Source organism: Meiothermus luteus, assembly GCF_003574085.1.
Lineage (GTDB): Bacteria > Deinococcota > Deinococci > Deinococcales > Thermaceae > Meiothermus > Meiothermus luteus.
Genome location: NZ_QWKZ01000056.1, coordinates 1 through 19,496 on the forward strand (window position 1 = coordinate 1; position 19,496 = coordinate 19,496).

20 protein-coding genes are annotated in these 19,496 nt (G+C 67.6%); 10 read left to right on the forward strand and 10 right to left on the reverse strand.

The window, feature by feature from the left end; genetic code table 11:
- The 3 genes from Mlute_RS09215 to Mlute_RS09225 form a co-directional block, all read right to left on the reverse strand.
- Window positions 1-683: phytoene desaturase family protein (locus tag Mlute_RS09215; RefSeq protein WP_147371056.1), on the reverse strand; the 683-nt coding region annotated here is incomplete at its 3' end.
- A 26-nt stretch (window positions 684-709) separates the two neighbouring features.
- Window positions 710-1,537 carry a phytoene/squalene synthase family protein gene (locus Mlute_RS09220; RefSeq protein WP_119360388.1) on the reverse strand — a complete coding sequence of 276 codons (828 nt, stop codon included), beginning with the start codon at window positions 1,535-1,537 and terminating at the stop codon, window positions 710-712.
- Window positions 1,538-1,551: 14 nt separating this feature from the next.
- Window positions 1,552-2,217: a class I SAM-dependent methyltransferase gene (locus Mlute_RS09225; RefSeq protein WP_119360389.1), complete on the reverse strand. Its 666-nt coding sequence runs from the start codon at window positions 2,215-2,217 to the stop codon at window positions 1,552-1,554.
- Between the two features lie 104 nt (window positions 2,218-2,321).
- Here Mlute_RS09225 and Mlute_RS09230 point away from each other — a divergent pair, with 104 nt between their 5' ends.
- The 5 genes from Mlute_RS09230 (at window position 2,322) to Mlute_RS09250 (ending at window position 6,003) form a co-directional block, all read left to right on the forward strand.
- Window positions 2,322-3,203, forward strand: a complete 882-nt coding sequence (locus tag Mlute_RS09230) for a MerR family transcriptional regulator (protein WP_119360390.1) — start codon at window positions 2,322-2,324, stop codon at window positions 3,201-3,203.
- Window positions 3,204-3,224: 21 nt separating this feature from the next.
- The gene (ldrP, locus tag Mlute_RS09235) at window positions 3,225-3,815 is read left to right on the forward strand and encodes a transcriptional regulator LdrP (RefSeq protein ID WP_119360391.1); all 591 of its coding nucleotides are present in this window, start codon (window positions 3,225-3,227) and stop codon (window positions 3,813-3,815) included.
- Between the two features lie 125 nt (window positions 3,816-3,940).
- The gene (locus tag Mlute_RS09240; protein ID WP_119360392.1) at window positions 3,941-4,840 is read left to right on the forward strand and encodes a complex I NDUFA9 subunit family protein; all 900 of its coding nucleotides are present in this window, start codon (window positions 3,941-3,943) and stop codon (window positions 4,838-4,840) included.
- Window positions 4,841-4,886: 46 nt separating this feature from the next.
- Entirely contained in the window at window positions 4,887-5,156 is a 270-nt protein-coding gene (locus tag Mlute_RS09245; protein WP_119360393.1) for a hypothetical protein, read from the forward strand.
- 37 nt (window positions 5,157-5,193) lie between these two features.
- Complete coding sequence (locus Mlute_RS09250) at window positions 5,194-6,003, forward strand: DNA-formamidopyrimidine glycosylase (RefSeq protein ID WP_119360394.1); 810 nt, start codon at window positions 5,194-5,196, stop codon at window positions 6,001-6,003.
- Here the strand turns inward: Mlute_RS09250 and Mlute_RS09255 are convergent.
- Window positions 5,994-6,311 (reverse strand): hypothetical protein, encoded by a 318-nt coding sequence (locus Mlute_RS09255; RefSeq protein ID WP_119360395.1) that lies wholly within the window; start codon window positions 6,309-6,311, stop codon window positions 5,994-5,996. The two genes, Mlute_RS09250 and Mlute_RS09255, sit on opposite strands and share 10 nt — an antisense overlap.
- Before the next feature lie 46 nt (window positions 6,312-6,357).
- Between Mlute_RS09255 and Mlute_RS09260 the strand changes: the two genes are divergently transcribed.
- Window positions 6,358-7,335: a D-alanine--D-alanine ligase family protein gene (locus tag Mlute_RS09260; RefSeq protein WP_245958921.1), complete on the forward strand. Its 978-nt coding sequence runs from the start codon at window positions 6,358-6,360 to the stop codon at window positions 7,333-7,335.
- Here the strand turns inward: Mlute_RS09260 and Mlute_RS09265 are convergent.
- From Mlute_RS09265 to Mlute_RS09275, 3 genes are read right to left on the reverse strand one after another with little or no spacing between them, the layout of a single operon-like run.
- Window positions 7,332-8,672 (reverse strand): glycogen synthase, encoded by a 1,341-nt coding sequence (locus Mlute_RS09265; RefSeq protein ID WP_119360397.1) that lies wholly within the window; start codon window positions 8,670-8,672, stop codon window positions 7,332-7,334. The genes Mlute_RS09260 and Mlute_RS09265 overlap by 4 nt on opposite strands.
- Window positions 8,673-8,679: 7 nt before the next feature.
- Complete coding sequence (locus Mlute_RS09270; RefSeq protein ID WP_119360398.1) at window positions 8,680-9,831, reverse strand: MalY/PatB family protein; 1,152 nt, start codon at window positions 9,829-9,831, stop codon at window positions 8,680-8,682.
- Between the two features lie 9 nt (window positions 9,832-9,840).
- Window positions 9,841-10,956 carry a GGDEF domain-containing protein gene (locus Mlute_RS09275; RefSeq protein WP_119360399.1) on the reverse strand — a complete coding sequence of 372 codons (1,116 nt, stop codon included), beginning with the start codon at window positions 10,954-10,956 and terminating at the stop codon, window positions 9,841-9,843.
- A gap of 105 nt (window positions 10,957-11,061) precedes the next feature.
- Here Mlute_RS09275 and Mlute_RS09280 point away from each other — a divergent pair, with 105 nt between their 5' ends.
- Together Mlute_RS09280 and Mlute_RS09285 are read left to right on the forward strand one after the other, a co-directional pair.
- Window positions 11,062-11,712, forward strand: coding sequence for a ribonuclease HII (locus Mlute_RS09280; protein WP_119360400.1), 651 nt, complete (start codon window positions 11,062-11,064; stop codon window positions 11,710-11,712).
- A 9-nt stretch (window positions 11,713-11,721) separates the two neighbouring features.
- Complete coding sequence (locus Mlute_RS09285; RefSeq protein WP_119360401.1) at window positions 11,722-12,207, forward strand: DUF4384 domain-containing protein; 486 nt, start codon at window positions 11,722-11,724, stop codon at window positions 12,205-12,207.
- Window positions 12,208-12,210: 3 nt separating this feature from the next.
- On the opposite strand, the gene hisD is transcribed toward Mlute_RS09285, so the two are convergent.
- Both hisD and Mlute_RS09295 read right to left on the reverse strand, forming a co-directional pair.
- Window positions 12,211-13,458, reverse strand: coding sequence for a histidinol dehydrogenase (gene hisD / locus Mlute_RS09290; protein ID WP_119360402.1), 1,248 nt, complete (start codon window positions 13,456-13,458; stop codon window positions 12,211-12,213).
- A 31-nt stretch (window positions 13,459-13,489) separates the two neighbouring features.
- Entirely contained in the window at window positions 13,490-14,179 is a 690-nt protein-coding gene (locus Mlute_RS09295) for a DUF3108 domain-containing protein (protein ID WP_119360403.1), read from the reverse strand.
- Between the two features lie 209 nt (window positions 14,180-14,388).
- Between Mlute_RS09295 and Mlute_RS09300 the strand changes: the two genes are divergently transcribed.
- Window positions 14,389-16,740, forward strand: coding sequence for a glutamine--tRNA ligase/YqeY domain fusion protein (locus Mlute_RS09300; RefSeq protein ID WP_119360404.1), 2,352 nt, complete (start codon window positions 14,389-14,391; stop codon window positions 16,738-16,740).
- Between the two features lie 47 nt (window positions 16,741-16,787).
- A complete protein-coding gene (gene trhA, locus Mlute_RS09305) occupies window positions 16,788-17,435 on the forward strand; it encodes a PAQR family membrane homeostasis protein TrhA (protein WP_119360405.1) in 648 nt (215 codons plus the stop codon).
- 9 nt (window positions 17,436-17,444) lie between these two features.
- Here the strand turns inward: trhA and Mlute_RS15620 are convergent.
- Window positions 17,445-19,496, reverse strand: a 2,052-nt coding sequence (locus tag Mlute_RS15620) for an NHL repeat-containing protein (RefSeq protein WP_182482520.1), incomplete at its 5' end; no start/stop codon positions are given.

A 19,496-nucleotide genomic window follows, 5' to 3' on the forward strand; every position in this document is an offset into this window, starting at 1 on the left:
CCTGAACCCCCCCGGGGCCGGGCCACCCCGCCCAGGTGGTAAAGGGGGTGCCAGAGGAGAAAAGGCCCAGAAAGGGGCTCGGTGGGCGGCGGACCGGACTGCGCAGCCATCCAGACCAAAGGGGCCCGCACCCGCTCCTCGCTAAAGTACGCCCGCGCCACCTCCGCGTAGGGCCGCAAAATCCAGGGCAGCCTACGCCGCCATTCCCGGCCAAACCCCGCCCCCAGCAGCATCCTGCGCCCCAGGTTGAGGGGGCTTGGCGAGACCATAAAGGCCTCCTTCACCGCCTGGGCGAAGGGGAGCCAGTCCCTCACGAAGCGCTGGTAGGCCTCGCCCTGGCCAGGGTAGCGGGCCTCCAGCTCGGCGACGGTCCGCTCCACGCTGCGCCAGACAAACCAGCTCTCCTGGCCATCGGAGCAGTGGAAAAGGGGGTCAAGCTCAATGTACTCAAGCCCATACCGTCCGAGTCCCAGCTCCTCGGGGATGGGGGTGAGGCGGATGAGGATGTGGGCGCTGCCCCCCAGGTCAAAGCGAAAGCCCTGGTAATCTACGGTGGAAACCGCCCCTCCGGGCACCTCCCGCCGCTCAAAGACCCCCACCCGGTAGCCCGCTTGGGCCAGGTAGGCCGCCGCCACCAGGGCGTTGTGCCCTGCGCCCACCACGGCCACATCCAAATCCGGCATACCCGAGCATCCTACGCTACCCGGGCTCAGACCCCCCTCAGCCACAAGGCCCGGGGCAGGAGCCGCACCCTTTCGTAGGCCGAGAGGGTGGCCCGGCGGGAGAGGTTGTCCCAGCCGATGAGCTCGAGCTTGTCCAAAATCCCCTGGTACTGCAAAGCCGCCAGCGCCACCGCCGCCCGCCCGGTCTTGAGGTACTTCAGGCCCGAAAGCCCCTCCCGGTAAAGCCGGCGGGCCTCCGCGGCCAGGGCCCGCATGAGCCGCACGTACCGGGGGCTCACCCTGCCCTGGTGCAGCTCCTCCAAACCCACCCCATAGCGGGCCATCCAGTCGGCGGGCAGATAGACCCTTCCCAAGGCCAGGTCCTCCCCCACATCGCGCAGGCAGTTGGTGAGCTGCATGGCCTGGCCAAGCCGGATGGCCGCCGCGCGCCCTTCCGGAGCGGCCCCACCGATGGGGGCAATCATCAGGCCCACGGTCCCGGCCACCCGGTAGCAGTAGGTGTAAAGCTCCTCCAGGCTCCCCAGACGCACCGGCTGCAGGTCGGTGCGGAAGCCCTCCCGCATATCGGCGAAGGCCTCCTTGGGTATCTCCCAGCGCTCCAGGGCCCAGGCCAGCGCCGCCTCCCAATCCACTTGCGGGCTGCCCCGGTAGGCCCGCTCCACCCCAGCCCACCAGGCCTCGAGGTCCGCAGCGGGGTTCTCCGACTCGTCCACAGCGTTGTCACCCACCCGACAGGCCGCGTAGACCGCCCAGGCCCCCTTGCGGGCCTCCCCCCGGAAGAGCAGGCTGCCGTAGTAGAAGGTTGTGGAGTGGCGACGAATGACCTCCGATACCGCCCGCCAGTTGGGTTCCATGGCCTCATCCTCCCTTAGGGTTTAGCTAAGCATGCCCCCTCCTCCCGAGGGGCAACCTTTGTCCCCATCACAAACCCCACCGAAGCCTCCCGCCAGCCCTCCACCCTGAACCCCTCCCTCTCCAGCAGGGCCTGAAGCCCGCAGAGGGTAGGGAAGCGCAGCCCGGCCCGCTCCAATAGGCGCCGCAAGAGACCCTCCGTGCGGTGGGCAAACATGACCCAAAGCCGCCCCCCCGGCCGCAGCACCCGGTACACCTCCCGGGCCACCCGCTCCGGCTGGAGAAACTCGTTCCAGCTCCCTCCCACCGCCACCCCGTCCAAGGCCGCCTCGGGTAGGGGGATGGCCTCGGCACGGGCCTGCAGGGGCAACAGGCCCGGGTGCCCCTGGGCCTTGCGAACGGCCATCCGGAGCATAGCCGGAGCGTAGTCTAGGGCGTAGACCTGGGCTGCCCCCGCCCGCAGCAGGGCCCGCGCGTAAAGCCCGGTAGCGGCCCCCAGATCGAGGAAGACCCCACCCTCCACCGGGGCCAGGGCCTGGCGCAACAGGGCGAACTCCTCCTCCAGCGGAAAGCGCCGCCCCGAGAGCAGGCTGAGGGCTCGAGCCCGCCAAAGCTCGTACCCCCAGGCCGTCAGGGGGCAGCGGTTGACCCAGAAGACAAGGGAGGGTGGAGGGGGGTGCATGCTGGAACCATTCCTAAACTTTTACAAGCTATATACGAGTAGACCCAAAAACCTTGACATAAGTTATACAGCCTGCTACCCTGTTTTTCAACAAGAGGGCTTTTATGCGCAAGGAGCTGGGGGTTTACACCATCGCCGAAGTGGAGGAGCGGACCGGGCTTTCCGCCGCACTCTTGCGGCAGTGGGAGCGCCGCTACGGCTTCCCTCGTCCAGAGCGCTCCCCCGGCGGGCACCGCCTCTACAGCGAGACTGACCTCGAGGCCCTGCAGCAAATCAAGGGCTGGATTGCCGAGGGAATCACCCCGGCCCAGGCCGTGCGCCGCTACCTGGAGGGCCTGACCCAAGAAGGCCCCCGCCCGCCCGAGCGGCTCTCCCGCGAGCTGGAAGAGGCCCTGCTGCGGGCCGATGCGGAAGCCGCCGAGCGGGTGCTTTCGGAGGCCTACCGGCTGCACCCGCTGGAGGCCGTGGTCCTGGAGGTCATCTCTCCCTGCCTGCAACGCATCGGCGACGGCTGGCACGCAGGGCGCGTCAGCACCGCCCAGGAACACTTCGCCAGCACCTTCCTGCGGGGGTTCCTGCAGGGCCTTTTCAACCTGATGGGGGGCTCGCTGGGCCCTGGGGTGGTGGTTTCCACCCTCCCGGGCGAACAGCACGAGCTGGGCGGCCTCATCACCGCTCTTTTCCTGCGGCGGGCGGGGTACACCGTGCACTACCTGGGGCCCAACACCCCCCTCTCCGACCTGCGCTCCTTCGCCGAGCGCACCGGGGCCAAGGCCATCGTGCTTTCGGCCGCCCAGCCCACGGCCCTAGAGGCGCTTCCCCAAGGCGCCCTGGCCCGTCTGGCCCCGCTGGTGGTGGTGGGGGGCCGGGCTGCGGCCAGCCAACCCGGGCTGGTGGAACGGCTGGGGGCCCAGTACCTGGGCAACGACCCCCGGGAGCTGGCCGAGGCCCTTTCACGAGCGCTCAAACGAGAGGGACTCTGGTGAAAAGAGGCTAAAGGAGGCCATATGAAGAAGGTACGCAGGAAAGAGGTCATCTACCGGGCCGGCGACCGCGCCGAGGCCATCTACCAGCTCGAGCAGGGCCTAGTGCGGATTGTGGAGATTCTCCCAGACGGGCGGCAGCTCACCCTGCGGCACGTGCTGCCGGGGGACTACTTCGGCGAGGAGGCCCTCTCCGAGCGGCAGTACCGCTACACCGCTGAGGCCCTCACCGAGGCCGCCGCCTATGCGATAGACCCCAAAACCCTCTCCAGCGAGGAGCTCCGGGCGCTGGCCGCCAACCTGGCCAGCCAGATGGCCCAGGTACAGGCCTATGAAACCCACCTGCAGTGGGGCGAGCTGCGCAGCCGAATCTGCCGCTACCTGCTCTACCTGGCCTCCACCGCGGCCAAGGGCCAGGACGAACGGGGCCCTTACGTTACCGCTAGTCACGAGGAAATTGCCGATGCCACCGCCTCTACCCGCGAGTCGGTGAGCAAGCTCCTCTCCGACCTGCGCCACGAGGGCATTCTGGACACCGGCTACCGGCGCATTTACCTGGTGGACCGCAGGCGGCTGGAGCAGGAGGCCGAAAGCACGATGCTGCAGGCGGTCTAGGGTTCAACCGACCTCTCCTTAGGATCACCGATGAGAAAACAGAGCAAGGTAAGAAAGCCCGGCCACCCCCTCCGGGCCCCAGAAGCCGTCCCCCGGCCAATCAGGCCCTCACAGGGAGGGCTCCCATGAGGGTGCTCCTGGTGGGCGGAAGCGGCTACGTGGGCAGCCACCTAGCCCGCTTCCTCCTCTCCCAGGGCCACCAGGTCACGGTGGCCTCGAGGCGCGGCGAGGGACCGGTAGCGGGGGTGCGCTACGTGGTGGCCGACGCCGCTCGAGGGGAGGGCCTGGACGAGGCCACAGCGGGCCAGGAGGCCCTCATTTACCTGGTGGGCATCATCCGCGAGCGGGGCGACCAAACCTTCCGTGAGGCCCACGTGGAGGGAGTCCGGCACAGCCTGCGGGCCGCCCAGAGGGCGGGCCTACGCCGCTTCGTGCACATGTCGGCCCTGGGCGCCTCCCGGGGTACCGGAATCCGCTACTTTGAGACCAAGGCCGAGGGGGAGGAGCTGGTCCAGTCCTCCGGCCTAGACTGGACCATCCTGCGCCCAAGCCTCATCTTCGGCCAAGGAGACGAGTTTTTCGGCAAGATTCTTCGGGGCCTGGTTGCCGCCCCTCTGCCCTTTATCCCCCTAATTGGCGATGGGGGCTTCGTCTTCCGTCCCATCTGGGTGGGGGATGTGGCCGCCGCCTTCGCCCAGGCCCTGGAGCGCCCCTCCACCCTATACCGCAGCTACAACCTGGTGGGCCCCAAGGAGTATACCCTGCGCGAACTCCTGCTCCTGGTGCGGGACGCGCTGGGCTCTAAAAAGCCCCTCCTCTCCATTCCCTTGGCCCTCATGGATAGGCTGGTACCGCTGATCTCGCCCCTTCCCTTCAGCCCCATTACCCTTGACCAGTACCGCCAGCTCAAGCGGGGCAATACCGCCGACCCCACCTACATGCGCCAGGCCTTCTCCCTGGAAGAACGCCCCCTGGAGGTGGAGCTGCCCCACCTGCTGGGGGTGCGGCGCCGGGCAGGTGCTTAGCCCAGCACACGATTGAAAAAGCCGGGTGGCCCTATCTTAGAGCCTGATGAAGGCCACCCAACCCATCCTCTTGTCCATAAAGCCCTCCGCCAATCCCCTGCACCGCTTTGAGCAAGCCCCCCCCAGCAGCCGGGAAGCCCTGCTCAAGCTGTGGCAGGAGCTGGCCCCCAGCGTGCGGGCTGCCGACCCGGCGCGCTACTTTGCGGTGCGGGAGGCCCTAGAGCAGGAAATACCCTTCACGGTGCTGGCGCTGTACGTCTTCCGCGAGTGCCGCCGGGCCTTGGAGAGCCCCCGGGCCCAGCGGCGGGCGGAGTAGGGTTCCCACCTGGCGCACCTTTTGGAAAACTAGGACCATGCCCGAGCTCCCCGAGGTGGAGACCACCCGCCGCATCCTCGAGCCCCTCCTGCTGGGCCAGAGGGTCCTGCGCATCCTGCACCAAGACCCCACCCGCTACCGCCGGACTGGCTGGGCCGAAGGGCGCAGGGTGGAGAACCTCAGGCGGCGAGGAAAATTCCTGATTCTAGGCCTTGAAGGGGGGATGGAGGCCGTCGTTCATCTGGGGATGAGCGGGGGCTTTCGCTTCACCCCGGACCCCCACACCCGGCTCGTCCTGAGCCTTCCCGGCCAAAACCTCTACTACACCGACCCCCGCCGCTTCGGGCGGTGGTGGGTGGTGCGGGCCGGCGAATACCAGGAGATTGGCCTGTTGGGGCGGATGGGCCCTGAGCCCCTCTCCCCAGGCTTCACCCTAGGAGGCTTCCAGGCCTCTTTGGGGCAAACCCGCCGGAGGATAAAGGAGGTACTCCTGGGCCAGGAGGCGGTGGCGGGTCTGGGCAACATCTACGCCGACGAGGCGCTGTGGCAAAGCCGCATACACCCCCAGCGACCGGCCCACACCCTGGACCCGGCCGAGGTCAGGCGGCTCTACCGGGCCATCCGCCTGGTGCTAAAACAGGCCGTGGCCGCCGGAGGCTCCACCCTTATGGACCAAAGCTACCGCCAGCCCGACGGAAGGCCCGGCTACTTCCAGCTTCAGCACAAGGCCTACAACCGCACCGGTCAGCCCTGCTTGCGGCGGGGCTGTGGTGGTCAGATCGTGCGGATTACCGTGGGGGGGCGGGGCACCCACCTCTGTCCCCGCTGCCAGCCCCCTCAGCCTTGAAGGGGTAGCTTTCCCTGCTCGGCAAGGGTGTGGAGCACAATCCAAGCCTCGGCCTCCTCAGGGGTTTTGGCCTGGTGAACCTCCTGGCCGGTCCGCTTGTCCAAAATCCCGTAGGCCTTACTGCCCTTGAGGGGCCGGTACTCGTAGGGAGCCTGGGCCAGAAACTCCTCCAGCTCCACCCCCTCCCCCAGCACCTGGCGGAACCAGGCCTGCTGGGCCCGCTCCACCCGCCGATAGCCCCAGTAGTTGACCAGGCCAAAAAGCCCAATCAACACCAACAAGGCCAGAAAGACCGCGAACCAGCTCATGGGCCCAGTGTACCCCGGGGCTCACCGGGCTGATACAATACGCATCGTGAGTCAATTACACATTTTGCTCATCGCCGGGGGCCCCCCTGGGGAACACGAGGTCTCCATTTCCTCGGCCCGGGGGGTACAAGCGGCCATGCCCCATCCCACCGGGCTTGCGGTGATGGCCAAGGACGGGCGATGGCTGCTGGGGGAAGAGGCCCAAGCAGCCCTGGTCAAGGGCGTGGCCGAGCGGGGCCTCCACCCCTTCCCGCCGCCCATCCCCTGGGAGCGCTACGACGTGGTCTTTCCCCTCATCCACGGCCGATGGGGCGAGGACGGGACCCTACAGGGGTTTTTGGAACTGCTGGGGAGGCCCTACGTGGGGGCCGGGGTGGTCAGTTCAGGGCTCTGTATGGATAAGGACCTAAGCAAGCGGGTCTTGCAGCAGGCCGGAATCCCGGTGGTGCCCTGGGTCACCTGCCGCCAAGGCGACCCCCTCCCTTCCCCTCCCTTCCCCCCTCCTTACTTCGTCAAGCCCGCCAACACCGGCTCCTCGGTGGGCATCTCCAAAGTTGGGGATCCCAGCGGACTGCCCCAGGCGCTGGCCGAGGCCTTTGCCTGGGACCGCAAAGCCCTGGTGGAGCGTGGAATAGAGGGGGTGCGGGAGCTCGAGGTGGCCCTCCTGGGCAACCGGGAGGTGCAGGCCAGCGTGGTGGGCGAGATTACCTACCCATCGGTCTTCTACGACTACGAAACTAAGTACACCCCAGGCCGGGCCCGGCTCCACCTGCCGGCGGCTATCCCTCCCCAGGTCGCCGAGGAGGTGCGCTCCACCGCCACAACCGCCTACCGCATCCTGGGGGTGCGGGGCCTGGCCCGGGTGGACTTCTTCCTATCGCCCGAAGGGAAGCTCTACCTCAACGAGCTCAACACCCTGCCCGGCTTCACCCCTACCAGCATGTACCCCAAGCTCTGGCAGGCCTCGGGCCTGGCCTACCCCGCGCTGCTCGAGCGGCTGGTCCAGCTCGCCTTGGAGCCCTAGCCGACCAGCTCCCGGTAAAGCCCCAGGTAGGCCTGGGCCGGCCCATCCCAGGAAAAGTCCTGGCGCATGGCCCTCTTCGCCACGCCCTCCCGGTCGGGGTGCTTGAGGAACTCCCGCACCCCGTGGAGAATTCCCCCAGCGTCCGGGGTTTCAAACATGAACCCGGTCTCCCAGTGCCGCACAGTGTCCAAAAGTCCCCCCACCGCCCGCACAATGGGGGGGGTCCCGTAGCGCATGGCGATGAGCTGGGCCAGGCCGCAGGGCTCAAACCGGGAGGGCATAAGGAAGCCGTCCGCGCCGGCGTAGATGCGGTGGGCCAGGGCCTCGTGATGCCCCTGCACGTAGGCCAGCCGGCCCCTCAGGTGGGCCGCCAGCCAGCTAAAGGTGCGCTCGAGGTTGGCGTCCCCGCTCCCCAGCACGGCCAGGTTGACCCCGAGGTCCATGAGCCCGTCCACGGCCTCGGCCACCAGGTCAATCCCCTTCTGGTGGGCGAAGCGCGAGACCACCCCTAGGGTCGGCCGGTCCTCCAGACCCAGCTCGGCCAGCAGCTCCTTGCGGTTGAGGGCCTTGCCAGCAAAGTTGTCCGCGTCGTAGGGGTGCTTGAGGTAGGGGTCGGTGGCGGGGTTCCAGTAGCTCGTATCAAGCCCGTTGAGGATACCCCGGAGCTTCCCCTGGTGGGCCCGCAAGACCCCATCCAGCCCCTCGCCCCCCTCGGGGGTAGTGATTTCCCAGGCGTACCGGGGGGAAACGGTGGTCACCGCGTCGGCGTTCACAATCCCGGCCTTCATCAGGTTGACCGAGCCGTAATGCTCGAGCCCGGCCCCGTAATAGGTCTCGCCGGGTAGGCCCGTCCAGGCGTAGAACTCGTGGGAATCCCAGACCCCCTGGTAGGCCAGGTTGTGAATGGTGTAGACGGTGCGTCCCGAGAACCACCCTAGGTTGCGCAAAAGGGGAAGCAGGGCGGCCTGCCAGTCGTGGGCATGGACGACTTCAAACTCCCGGACCAGCTCAGCGGTGGCCATGGCGAAGCGCACGAAGCGGCGGAAATCGTCGGGGTAGCCGTAGGGCCGGTCACGGGCAAAATCGCCCAGGCCGACCAGGACGTACCGCACCCCCTGGTGCTCCGCGTGGCCGAGGCCCACCTTCTCCCGCTGGCCGGCAAAGTTGAACCAGGCCTCGCCCACGTAGTAGCCCTCAATGCCCCAGTACCAGGGCAGAAAGATGGTGACCTCGAGCCCCAGCCTCCTCAGGGCCTGGGGCAGGCTGCCAACCACGTCGGCCAGACCACCCACCTTAGCAAAGGGAAAGGCTTCAGAAGCGACAAAGGCTACCCGCATAAACCCCTCAGCGCAAAGCGGCCACCAGCCGCTCCATCCGCTCCAACGCCTCCTTTAGCAGAGGGCGCCCGGTGGCGAAGTTAAGCCTAAGCCAGCCGGCATAACCGCCAAAGGCCCTCCCATCGCTCAGGCCTAGCCGGGCCCGCTCGAGCATCGCGGCATGGGCCCCCTCGCCCAGCAAGGCCCGAAAGTCCAGCCAGGCCAGGTAGGTACCCTCAGGCGGGAGGTAGCCCACCTGGGGCAACCTGGAGTGCAAAAAAGCAGTTAGGTAGTCGCGGTTGCCCCGCAGGTAGCTCCGCACCTCTTCAAGCCAGCCCTGGGCCCGCTCCAAAGCCGCCCGCCAGGCCGCCATGGCCAGCACGTTGGGGTGACCGCCCAGGCCCTTTAGAACCCGGGCCAGGGCCGAGAGAAGCTGCCGGTTGTGGCTGATGGCCACCCCCCCGCCCAGCCCGGCGGTGTTGTAGGTCTTGCAGGGGCCGCTCAGGGTCACCGTGCGCATAGCAATCTCGCGGTCTAGGGAGGCAATGGGAATGTGCCTCCCCTCAAAGACCAAATCCGCCCAAAGCTCATCGGACATCACCCAAAGGCGGTGTCGCAGAGCAAACTCGGCCAGAGCCTCCAGCTCCTCCCGGCGAAACACCCGGCCGGTGGGGTTCTGCGGGTTGCACAGCAGGAGCAGCCGGGTGCGGGGGGTCACCAGGCGTTCTAGGTGGTCAAAGTCAATTGCCCAACCCTGTGGGGTGGGCTCTAGGGGGCTGAAGCGGGCCAGCCGGTGGTGCTCCTCCAGGGCGTTCAAAAACGGGGGGTAGACCGGCACCTGGGTAATCACCTCGTCGCCCGGGCTGGTCAGGGCCAGCACGCTGGCGTAGATGCCGGGGACCACCGAGCTGGTGAGCAGCAGGTTCTCCGGGTTGAGCCCCAGCAGGCCATGGCCAGCCTGGTGCTCCACAATCCGCTCCAGCAGGGCCCTGTCCCCAGAGGCCGGAGGGTAGCCCACCGGCTGGCCGAGCCGCTCCCGAACCGCCTCGGCGATGGGCTCAGCAATGGGAAAGTCCATGTCGGCCACCCAAAGGGGCAGGACGTCGGGCGGGTAGAAGTGCCACTTGAGGCTGTAGCCGTGGGGGTCACGCAGTTGGGAGGGGTCGGGCTCGAGCCACATGGCCATAGCTTACCGCCCCGACCCCTCCTCCTCGGGCCAGGACGTGGGGAGGACGAGGGAATCCTCTCCCAGCACCCGGTTGCGCCCTGCAGCCTTGGCCCGGTACATGGCCTCATCCACCCGGCTCAGCAGGGCCGCGACAGTATCCCCCGGACGGTAGGCGGCCACACCGATGCTCAGGCTCACCGGAACTCCGGCCAGGGGGGCCTGCCGCACCGCCTCCAAAAGCCGCTGAGCGAGCCCCTGGGCCGGCCCCAGCTCGGTCTCCGGGGCCAGCACCAAGAACTCCTCCCCACCCCACCTGGCCAGGGTGTCGCTATCCCGCAGGTGCTGCTGCATACGAACCGCCACCTCCCGCAGCACCTGGTCCCCCACCGGGTGGCCGTAGGTGTCGTTGATCTGCTTGAAGTGGTCTATGTCGGCCAGGAGGAGGGAAAAGGGGCGCTGGTAGCGCTGGGCACGCTCCAGCTCGGCCTCGAGCCGCCCCTGCATGGCCCGCCGGTTGGTCAGGTTGGTGAGGGGATCGGTGTGGGCCATCTGGTGCATCTGGGCGTAGTGGCGGCGCAAGGAGGCAAAGACGTACAGGAGCATCAGATAGGCCAGGTTGGAGAGGACAAACTGCAGCGCGGTGTTGAGGGCAGTGGGATTGACCACCGGGCTGGACAAAAGCCCCGCCGTCCCCAGCAAAAGCCCCAAGCCCAAGTAAGAAAGGGAGAAGCCAAAGGCCTGCCGGCGGTTCAGGAGAACGAAGGCCGTGAGGTAGACCATAGGGAACCAGAGCAAAGCCGGGGATATCCCATCGCGCTTGTAGAGGAAAAAGGCCGCCTCGTAGTACACCACGCTCAGCTCATAGACCGCAAGGAGGGCCAAAGCGGCCTTCCAGACCTGGCGGATGCGCTGGGGGTTGCGCCAGAGGTAAAACTCCAGAACCAGAAACCCTAGGGCCATCGGCCACAGCAGAGCCCGGTCCAAGGGGTTGAGCACCCCCCCGGCCACCGAGAAGCCCCAGGCTGCTAGGGCCGCCACCGCCCCCATGGGCAGGAGCCAGAGGGTAACGCGAAGGCGGAGGTTCTCCAGGGGGTCGTCCACCTCCATTGTGGTGTAGGGGTCCATACCGCGGCGCATCGCTTCAGACCAATCTAGCACCCTGAAGCAGCCCGAGGGGCCAACCCTAACCCGAAAGTCCCCTTCCCCCATCAACCCCGGGTCCCTAAAAATAACGGACGGACTATGGAGCCTCCCCTAGAAGCCGACTGGTGGGCGATGGGGCTGCGGGTGGCCGGCGTAGACGAGGCCGGGCGGGGTGCTTGGGCCGGGCCGGTGGTGGCGGCCGCAGTCATCCTGCCGGGGCCCGGCCCTTACCCCTTTGCCGACTCCAAAACCCTCTCTCCAGCCCGGCGGGAGTCCCTCGAGGCCCTCATCCAGCAAACCGCCTTGGCCTTTGGGATAGGCTGGGCGGAGGCTGCTGAGGTTGACCAGGTAGGCATCCTAAGAGCCACCCACCGGGCCGCCCTGCGGGCTTTGGCAGAACTCCTCCCCAAACCCCAAGCCCTCCTGACCGACTACCTACGCCTGGAACCGGTATGGCGGGCCTACGCCGAGGCCCCCGCCCACTTCCGCAACCCCCCCAAAGCCGACCAGAGAAGCCCCAGCGTGGCCGCGGCCAGCATCCTGGCCAAAGTGGCCCGCGACCGCTACATGCAGGCCCTCGAGCTGCACTACCCTGGCTACGGCTTCGCAAAACACAAAGGCTATGGCACCGCCGACCACCAAGCCGCCCTACAACGCCTAGGCCCCTGCCCCGAGCACCGCCAAAGTTTCGCCCCTGTGTTAAGGCATTGCTTAGGCTTCCCTAAACCGGAAAGGACCAACAGAGACTAGAATGGGGCCATGCGGGCCATAGTTTTGCTGCTTTTCCTCGGTCTTCTGACCGCCTGTGTACCCCGCTCAGTCACGGTGGGCCTGCGCTTTGGGTTTGAGCTTAGTCCGGTCATTACCCGCTTTGAGCCGGACCGAGGCGAGGGCGCCAGCTACCAGGTGGGCGAGAGCGTGCGTTTCCTCATCAGCCTGAGCCGCACCGGGTATATAACCTTGGCTGCCCTGGATGCCGACGGGGTGGCCTACGAGTTTGACCGGGTTTTCCTAGGCGCGGGCACCCACCTCCTCTCCGGCCCCCCCGGATACCGCTACGAGCTGCGGCCTCCTCTGGGCCTCCAGCGGGTGCGGGCCATCTACACCGACACCCCCCATCCCCCAGGCCTGGTCCTGCGTGGCCGCTACACCGCCCAGGGCTGGGACCGCCAAACCACCCTCTACATTGAGCAAAGCGGCTCGAGGCTACGCGACGTAGCCGAAACCTTTTTCTACATTCGCTAGGCGCTAGTCCTTCAGCCGGCGCTCGAGGGCCCGGGCATGGGCCTCCAGCCCCTCCTCGCGGGCCATGCGGGCCCCTAAAGGGGCCAGGCGTTGGACCGCCTTCTGGCTCAGCCCCACCACCGGAATCACCTTGAGAAAGTCCCGCAGGGCCAGCCCTCCGCCAAAGCGGGCCGTGCCGGAGGTGGGCATCACGTGGCTGGGGCCGGCGATGTAGTCGCCTAGTGCCTCGCAGGAATGCTCCCCTAAAAAGACTCCCCCCGCGTTGCGCACCTGGCCCAGCACCGCCATAGGGTCGTGCAAGGATAAGCAGAGGTGCTCCGGCGCGTAGAGGTTGGCCAGCTCGAGCGCCTCTTCCATATCCCTCACCAGCACCAACCCGCTCCGGGCCAGGGCCTTGCGAGCGATGGCCGCGCGGGGCAGGTCGGATAGCTGCCGCTCCAGCTCATCGGCCACCCGCTCTAAAAGCTCGCGGTAAGCCGAAAACAACCAAGCCTCCGAGTCGGGGCCATGCTCGGCCTGGGCCAGCATATCAGCGGCCAAGAGCTTCGGGTTGGCCGAGGCATCGGCGATGATCAGGGTCTCGGTAGGCCCTGGCAGACCCTCCATACCCACCAAGCCATAAACCTCGCGCTTGGCCAGCACCACATAGCGGTTGCCGGGGCCCATTATCTTGTCCACCCGAGGCACCGTCTCGGTACCATAGGCCAGCGCGGCGATGGCCTGGGCCCCCCCCATGGCAAAAAGGCGGTCGGCCCCAGCGACCCAGGCCGCGGCCAGGATCCCCGGGTGCACCTTAGGCGGCGAGGCAAGCACCACTTCTCCCACCCCAGCCACCTTGGCTGGGATCGCGGTCATCAGCAGCGTGGAGAGCAACGGGGCCGAACCCCCGGGCACATATACCCCCACCCGGTCCAAAGGGCGCACGAGCTGGCCCAACACCCCATCCGGGCCGGCCTCCAAAAACCCCCCCACGGGCTCGCGCCGATAAAAAGCCTCTATGCGCTCCCTGGCAGTCTCTAGGGCATCGCGCAGGCCGGCGTCTAGGGCCTCGTAGGCCTCACGCCAGGCGCGCTTGGGAATTTCCTCCACCGGACAGCCATCAATCTCTTGGCTGATGCGGTGCAGCGCGGCGTCGCCCTCGCGCTCCACTTGGTGCAAGATGCGCCGGACCGTTTCCAAAGCATCGCCGTACTCCACCGTGAGGCGGCGGTTTTTGAAGTGTTCGCGTACCTGCTCAGGGCTCTTAATCATCTAAAACAACCCTCATCCAGGATACCAGGGCCTAGGCATAACGCCTGCGTCGGCGACGGTACCGGAAGGCTGGCTTGCGCTCTTTAGGCGGCTCCCCCGCCACCACCCGGGAAGAGGCTTCCTGTTTCGCTCCGGCAAGCCCGATCGGGGCCTCCACCGCCACCCGCTCAACCTCAAACACATGCTCCCCCACCTTCTGGGTAAGCCTCAGCGGGTACCCCTCCTCGTCAAAGTAAAGCAGGCTCAACCCCGGGCGCAGCCGATAGACCCGCAAAACTTGCTCCTCCGTCCGCTGGTCGGGAAGCCGCTCGGCATACACCCTCCCCCCCACCAGCTCAAACCGCCTCACCTCCCCCACCTGAAGCCCCACCCTTCCCAGGGCCAGAATGAGGGAAAGCGGGTCGTGCATATCGGTAAGGTAAGGGATGGCCAGGTCTTCCTTACCCTGGCTCACCGTGACCAGGCCGTCCTCAAGGGAGAACTCCACCTCCATCACCCTAGCCCCGTTCCCCTCTACCCGCTCCCGGTAACGCCGGGGCAAACCACGGACATCCAGCTCGCTCTCCCAACGCTGCCGGGTCTTTGGAGGAGGGAGCTCCACGGTGGCCTCGAGGACTACCCTTAGGCCCTCCCGCTTGGGCTCGAGGACGATCCGCTGCTCACCCGCCGGACGCCCGGCATACCTTAGGGCATAGCGCAGCGTCAATGGCACCCAACCCACGGCCCCATCCTACCAGGCCCCATCCCGTTGGGCGAACCCAGTCAAGCAAAGGCAAGGCCGAAAGCCCCTCGGGTTGCAACAGGCAAAACAGCCTGCCCGCGATGAACGCCCGTGTGTGTCTGGCCCGGAGGCCTATCCTTAGGGGGGAAAGAGTCCCAGCCCCAAGGGTGCCGAGTGTGGGCCAGGGGATGTATTCTTAGTCTGTTGGCATGCGAACGCTAGAGAGCAAAACCCGGCTGGTGTCCCCCAACTTCATCACCGAGATCATCGAGGAAGACCTGAGGTCGGGGCGCTGTCAAAAGGTGGTTACCCGCTTTCCCCCTGAGCCCAACGGGTACGCTCACCTAGGGCACGCCATCGCCAGCTTCATTGACTTCGGCATCGCCTTGGACTACGGGGGGGAGTGCCGGCTGCGGATGGACGACACCAACCCCGAGACCGAACGCGCCGAGTACGCCGAGGCCCTCATCGCCGACATGCGCTGGCTGGGCTGGGACTGGGGCGGGCGGGTGCGCTACGCCTCGGACTACTTTGAGGAGCTCTACCAGATGGCCGAAAAGCTCATCCTGAAGGGGCTGGCCTACGTGGACAGCGTCTCCCCGGAGGAGATGGCCCGGCTGCGGGGCACGGTGGATACCCCCGGCACCCCTAGCCCCTACCGGAACCGGAGCGTGGAGGAGAACCTAGACCTCTTCCGCCGAATGCGGGCAGGAGAGTTCAAGAACGGGGAGCACGTGCTCAGGGCCAAGATAGACCTGGCCAGCCCCAACATGAAGCTGCGCGACCCGGTGCTCTACCGTATCGTGCACGCCGAACACTACCGCACCGGCCGGAAGTGGTGCATCTACCCTTCCTACGACTTCGCCCAGGCCACCACCGACGCTCTGGATGGGGTGACCCACAGCCTGTGCAGCCTCGAGTTCGTGGACAACCGGGCCATCTACGACTGGCTGATGGACCACCTCTGGGGCGAGCCCCCCCTGGACAAGACCCCCCGTCCCCGCCAGTACGAGTTCGGTCGGCGCAGCCTGGAGTACACCGTGGTCTCCAAGCGCAAGCTCAAAAAGCTGGTAGAGGGGGGGTACGTGCAGGGCTGGGACGACCCTCGGCTGCCCACCCTGGCTGGCCAGCGCCGCCGGGGGGTAAGGCCCGAGGCCATCCGTCGCTTTGCCGCCCAAGTAGGCATCTCCCGCACCAACCGCACGGTGGACATCGCCCTCTTGGAAGCGGCCATCCGCGACGACCTGAACACCATCGCCCCTCGGGTGATGGCGGTGCTGCGGCCCCTGCGGGTGGTACTCACCAACCTAGAGCAGCCCAAGGCCGTGGCCCTACCCTACTGGCCTCACGACGTGGTCCGGGAGTCACCGGACGGGCTGGTGCCCCTGCCGGACGGGAGGCGGGTGCCCCCTGCGGAGGCCACCCGCCAAGTGACCCTAGGGCCGGTGCTCTACATTGAGCAAGAGGATTTCTCCTTGAACCCTCCCAAGGGCTTCAAGCGCCTCAACCCCGGGGGCACGGTGCGGCTCAAGCTGGCCGGGGTTATCCGCTGTGACGGCTACGAGACCGATGGGGACGGGCGGGTGGTGGAGCTGCGTTGCACCTACTTGGGCGAGGAGGCCAAGGCCGCCGGGGTGATTCACTGGCTGAGCGCCCAAGACGCCGTGCCCGCCGAGTTCCGCCTTTACGACCGGCTCTTCACGGTGCCCCACCCCGAGGCCGAGGCCAAGGAGCAAGAGGAAGAGGAAGCCCCCGATGAAGGGGACTTCCTGCGCTTTTTGAACCCCAAAAGCCTCGAGGTGGTCCACGGCTACGTGGAGAGAAGTATTCTGAACGACCCTCCCGAGACCCGCTACCAGTTTGAGCGCAACGGCTACTTCTGGCAAGACCCCGTAGACTCCAGCCCCAAAGCCCTGGTCTTCAACCGCATCGTCCCCCTCAAGGACACCTGGGGGCGAAGCCTGGCCGCCCAGGGGCCCGAAAAGGCTGAAAAACCACACCAGCGCACCCCTAACCCGCCCACCGCGCCCCGGCTGAGCCCCGAGCAAGAGGCCCGCTTCCAAGGCTACCTAGCCTTGGGCATTCCCGAGGCCGAGGCCCTTGTGCTGGCCCGTGAGGAAAGGCTGGCTCACTTTTTGGAAGCGGCGGCCCAGAAGGCCCCTGCCGCCAGCCTAGCGGGTCTGGTGGTCAACGAGCTGGGCCCGGCCATCCGCAGCGGCGAGGCCCGGGTAACCCCCGAGGGGCTGGCCGGGCTGGCGCGGCTGCTGGCCTCGGGCGAGATTAACACCCGCATCGCCAAAGACGTCCTGGCCGAGGCGCAAAAGACCGGACAAGACCCGCTGGCCATCGTAGAGCAGAAGGGCCTCCGGCAGCTCAGCGACCCCCACCTCCTAGAGGCCTTGGTGGAGGGGGTTCTAGCCGAGCACCCTGACAAAGCCGCCGCCTACCGGGCTGGAAAAACCGGTCTGATGGGCTTCTTTGTGGGCCAGGTAATGGCCAGAACCCAAGGCCGGGCCAATCCGCAGGTGGTGCAGGACCTGCTCCGGCAGAAGCTGGCCTAGACCCAATCCTCAGGTAGGGGTGCTACGCTTGGGGAGAGGTCTTTCCCATGAAAAGAAGCCCCTTTCTCCCAGTTCGCGAACCCTTCAACGCCTACTCCCACGGCCTGGGCCTCCTCCTGGCCCTGCTGGGTACCCTGGCGCTGCTCCTCCTGAGCCAGGGCAGCCCAGCCAAGCTGGTGGGGGCTTTGGCCTTTGGCCTGACCATGACCCTGATGTACGCGGCCTCAACCCTCTACCACGCCTTGCGGGTACCACAAACCGCCCTGCTCTGGTGGCGCAAGCTGGATCACGCGGCCATCTTCCTCTTCATCGCAGGAACCTACACCCCGGTACTGCTTCTGGCCCTCGAGCCCGCCTGGCGGCCCTGGGCGGTGGGGCTGGTCTGGGGGCTGGCCGGTCTGGGGGCCGCCCAAAGGCTGGTCAGCCTAAAAGCCCCCCGCTGGCTCTACACCGCGGGCTACCTGGGCCTAGGCTGGCTCTCGCTCCTCCTGCTGCCCAAGCTGGCCCTGGGCCCGCTGGCCCTGGGGGGCCTGCTGGCGGGCGGGCTGGCCTACAGCCTAGGGGCGCTGGTGTATGCGACCCGGTGGCCCAACCCCCTGCCCCAGAGGGTGGGCTTCCACGGGCTCTGGCACCTTTTTGTCCTCCTGGGCAGCGCGGGGATGTACCTTGCGGTGCTGGCCCTCTACCTCCAATAGACCTGGAACCTAGCGGGGGATGAGGAGGACCACCCCGGTGAAGCCTATCCCCTCGGAGCCAGGGGGTCCTTGAATCACCGCCTGCGGGTTCGCGACGGTAAGCCCGCTGGCCTGTCCTGCCAGGTCTGCGGCCCCAACCACATAAATCCGGCCCCGCCGATCGGTGAGGAGGCGGGAGAGAGGCCCGGGGCAGTCCACCGTGGCGGTGGCGGGGTCATTGCACTGGGCCTGGCGCTGCTCGAGCGTCCCGCTCACAAAGCCCGCGGTGGCGTAGCAGGGGTGGCTGGGGTCCACCTCCACGTTGTTGGCCGCTGCAATCCAGAGGCTGCCCCGGCTGTCAAAGGCCAGGTCGGCGGCCTGCTGCAGCCCGCGGTCGGGCGGGGCCTGGCCGGGGGGTACGGGCTCGCGGTTGTAGGCCCCCAGGGTCAGGCGCTTGTCCACCTGGGCCGGCCGGTAGGCGCTGCTCGGCAGGAGGTTGCCGCCGCTCAGGGGCACCTTGATAACCGTCTCGCGCAGGGTATTGAGGTCAATGCTGCCGTTGGCGATGCAGGCCGGGTCGGAGTTGTAGTAGTCGCTGCCCCCGCCCAGGTCGGCCACCCAGAGGCTGGCCCCATCCGGGGCCAGGGCCAGCGCGGAGGGCTGGTAGAAGGCCCCAGCGGGGTGGTTGGGCTGGCTTAGCTCGAGCCGCACGTCTGGGCTGAGGGGCGTGGGGCTCCCCCCGTAGAGCGAGGGAGGGCAGACAGGACGGGGCAGGCGCACCAGGTAGGCCCGCTGCTGCCCCGGCAGGAAGTACCCCCCGGCCACCCAGAGGTTCCCCTCCCGGTCAAAGGCCAAAGCCCGGGGGCTCTGAAGCTCGCCCACCCAAAGCTGGTTGGGCTGGTCCAAGGCCCCGCTGGGCCCGAGGCGCTCGGCCCGGATGCAGGCGAGAGCTTCGCTGGCCTGGTTGACCACCCAAAGGTGCCCCTCAGCGTCAAAGGCCAGGTCGGTGGGGTTGCTGAGGGTGGCCCCGGCCACCACCCGCTCCCCTGTGGCCGCCCCCACAATCCGCAGGGCAGCGGTCTCGGCGAGCTGGCCGGCCTCGAGCTGCTCCCGGCTAAAGCGCAGGATGCGGTTCTGGCTGGCCCCCTGCACAAACTGGTAGACCGCGTAGAGGTTGCCCCCAGCGTCCCGGCGCAGCCGGTAAAGCCCGGCCTGGGGCAGGCCCGGAAGGGGGGCCAAGCCCCGCTCATCCCCCCAGTAGGCCCCATCGTCGCCCCGACGGGTGCCCGGCACCGCTACCCCGTTGGCGGTCCAGCCGCTGTTGTCGCGGGCCCCGTTGCCCCCTACCCAGGCCTGCCCGGTCCGGGGTCGCAACCCCAAGGAGAGCGAGGCCGTGGCCCGGGGGTTCCCGGCGTTGGTGGCCAAACCCTGCCCGGGGGCGGCCAGCTCAGCGTCCAGGTAGACTCCGGGCCGCACCCCCGTGGCGCTCACAAAGTAGGTGCCAAAGGGCAATCCCTCAAAGCGGACCTGGGGGTTCCCGGGGTCCACCAGCCGCTCCGCCACCACCCTTCCCCCCGCCGAGCCTTCCCGCAGCACCAGCTGCACCTGGTCGCCCGGCTGCAGCCCCAGAAGGGAGAGGCTCACCGCCGAGTCGGAGGGCAGGTAGCGCACCTCTATCCGCTGGGTAGCCCCGTCCTCCAGGAAAAAAGGGTTGCCCCCCGCCGGACTCACCGCCACCTGGGCCCGGTAGGTCACCCCCTCCCAGCGCAGCTCGTCGGCCTCCACCCGGTACTCCCCCACCACCTGGCGCTCCAAGATAACCGAACCCTCCAGCCGGAGGGGGCCCGCCGGCCCCACCAGCCGCACCACGGGCACGCCCCCCGAGAACGCCTCCACCCTCACCTCCAGGGTGCCAAAGCCTGGTCCATAGGCCACCTGCAGCGCTTCGGTCCGCCCGGCTTGCACCACCACCGGCTGGCTCTCCCAGCTCGCCCGGTAGTTCCTCGGGGATGGCCCGGCCCGCACGGTGTAGGCCCCCGGCTCCAAGCTCAGAGGGTGCTGGCCGGCCCCCTCCACCCGGGC

Coding starts and splice junctions, on each gene's coding strand:
- Mlute_RS09220 (WP_119360388.1), bottom strand. CDS start 1,537: ATGGAACCCAACTGGCGGGCGGTATCGGAGGTCATTCGTCGCCACTCC.
- Mlute_RS09225 (WP_119360389.1), bottom strand. CDS start 2,217: ATGCACCCCCCTCCACCCTCCCTTGTCTTCTGGGTCAACCGCTGCCCC.
- Mlute_RS09230 (WP_119360390.1), top strand. CDS start 2,322: ATGCGCAAGGAGCTGGGGGTTTACACCATCGCCGAAGTGGAGGAGCGG.
- ldrP (WP_119360391.1), top strand. CDS start 3,225: ATGAAGAAGGTACGCAGGAAAGAGGTCATCTACCGGGCCGGCGACCGC.
- Mlute_RS09240 (WP_119360392.1), top strand. CDS start 3,941: ATGAGGGTGCTCCTGGTGGGCGGAAGCGGCTACGTGGGCAGCCACCTA.
- Mlute_RS09245 (WP_119360393.1), top strand. CDS start 4,887: ATGAAGGCCACCCAACCCATCCTCTTGTCCATAAAGCCCTCCGCCAAT.
- Mlute_RS09250 (WP_119360394.1), top strand. CDS start 5,194: ATGCCCGAGCTCCCCGAGGTGGAGACCACCCGCCGCATCCTCGAGCCC.
- Mlute_RS09255 (WP_119360395.1), bottom strand. CDS start 6,311: ATGAGCTGGTTCGCGGTCTTTCTGGCCTTGTTGGTGTTGATTGGGCTT.
- Mlute_RS09265 (WP_119360397.1), bottom strand. CDS start 8,672: ATGCGGGTAGCCTTTGTCGCTTCTGAAGCCTTTCCCTTTGCTAAGGTG.
- Mlute_RS09270 (WP_119360398.1), bottom strand. CDS start 9,831: ATGTGGCTCGAGCCCGACCCCTCCCAACTGCGTGACCCCCACGGCTAC.
- Mlute_RS09275 (WP_119360399.1), bottom strand. CDS start 10,956: ATGCGCCGCGGTATGGACCCCTACACCACAATGGAGGTGGACGACCCC.
- Mlute_RS09280 (WP_119360400.1), top strand. CDS start 11,062: ATGGAGCCTCCCCTAGAAGCCGACTGGTGGGCGATGGGGCTGCGGGTG.
- Mlute_RS09285 (WP_119360401.1), top strand. CDS start 11,722: ATGCGGGCCATAGTTTTGCTGCTTTTCCTCGGTCTTCTGACCGCCTGT.
- hisD (WP_119360402.1), bottom strand. CDS start 13,458: ATGATTAAGAGCCCTGAGCAGGTACGCGAACACTTCAAAAACCGCCGC.
- Mlute_RS09300 (WP_119360404.1), top strand. CDS start 14,389: ATGCGAACGCTAGAGAGCAAAACCCGGCTGGTGTCCCCCAACTTCATC.
- trhA (WP_119360405.1), top strand. CDS start 16,788: ATGAAAAGAAGCCCCTTTCTCCCAGTTCGCGAACCCTTCAACGCCTAC.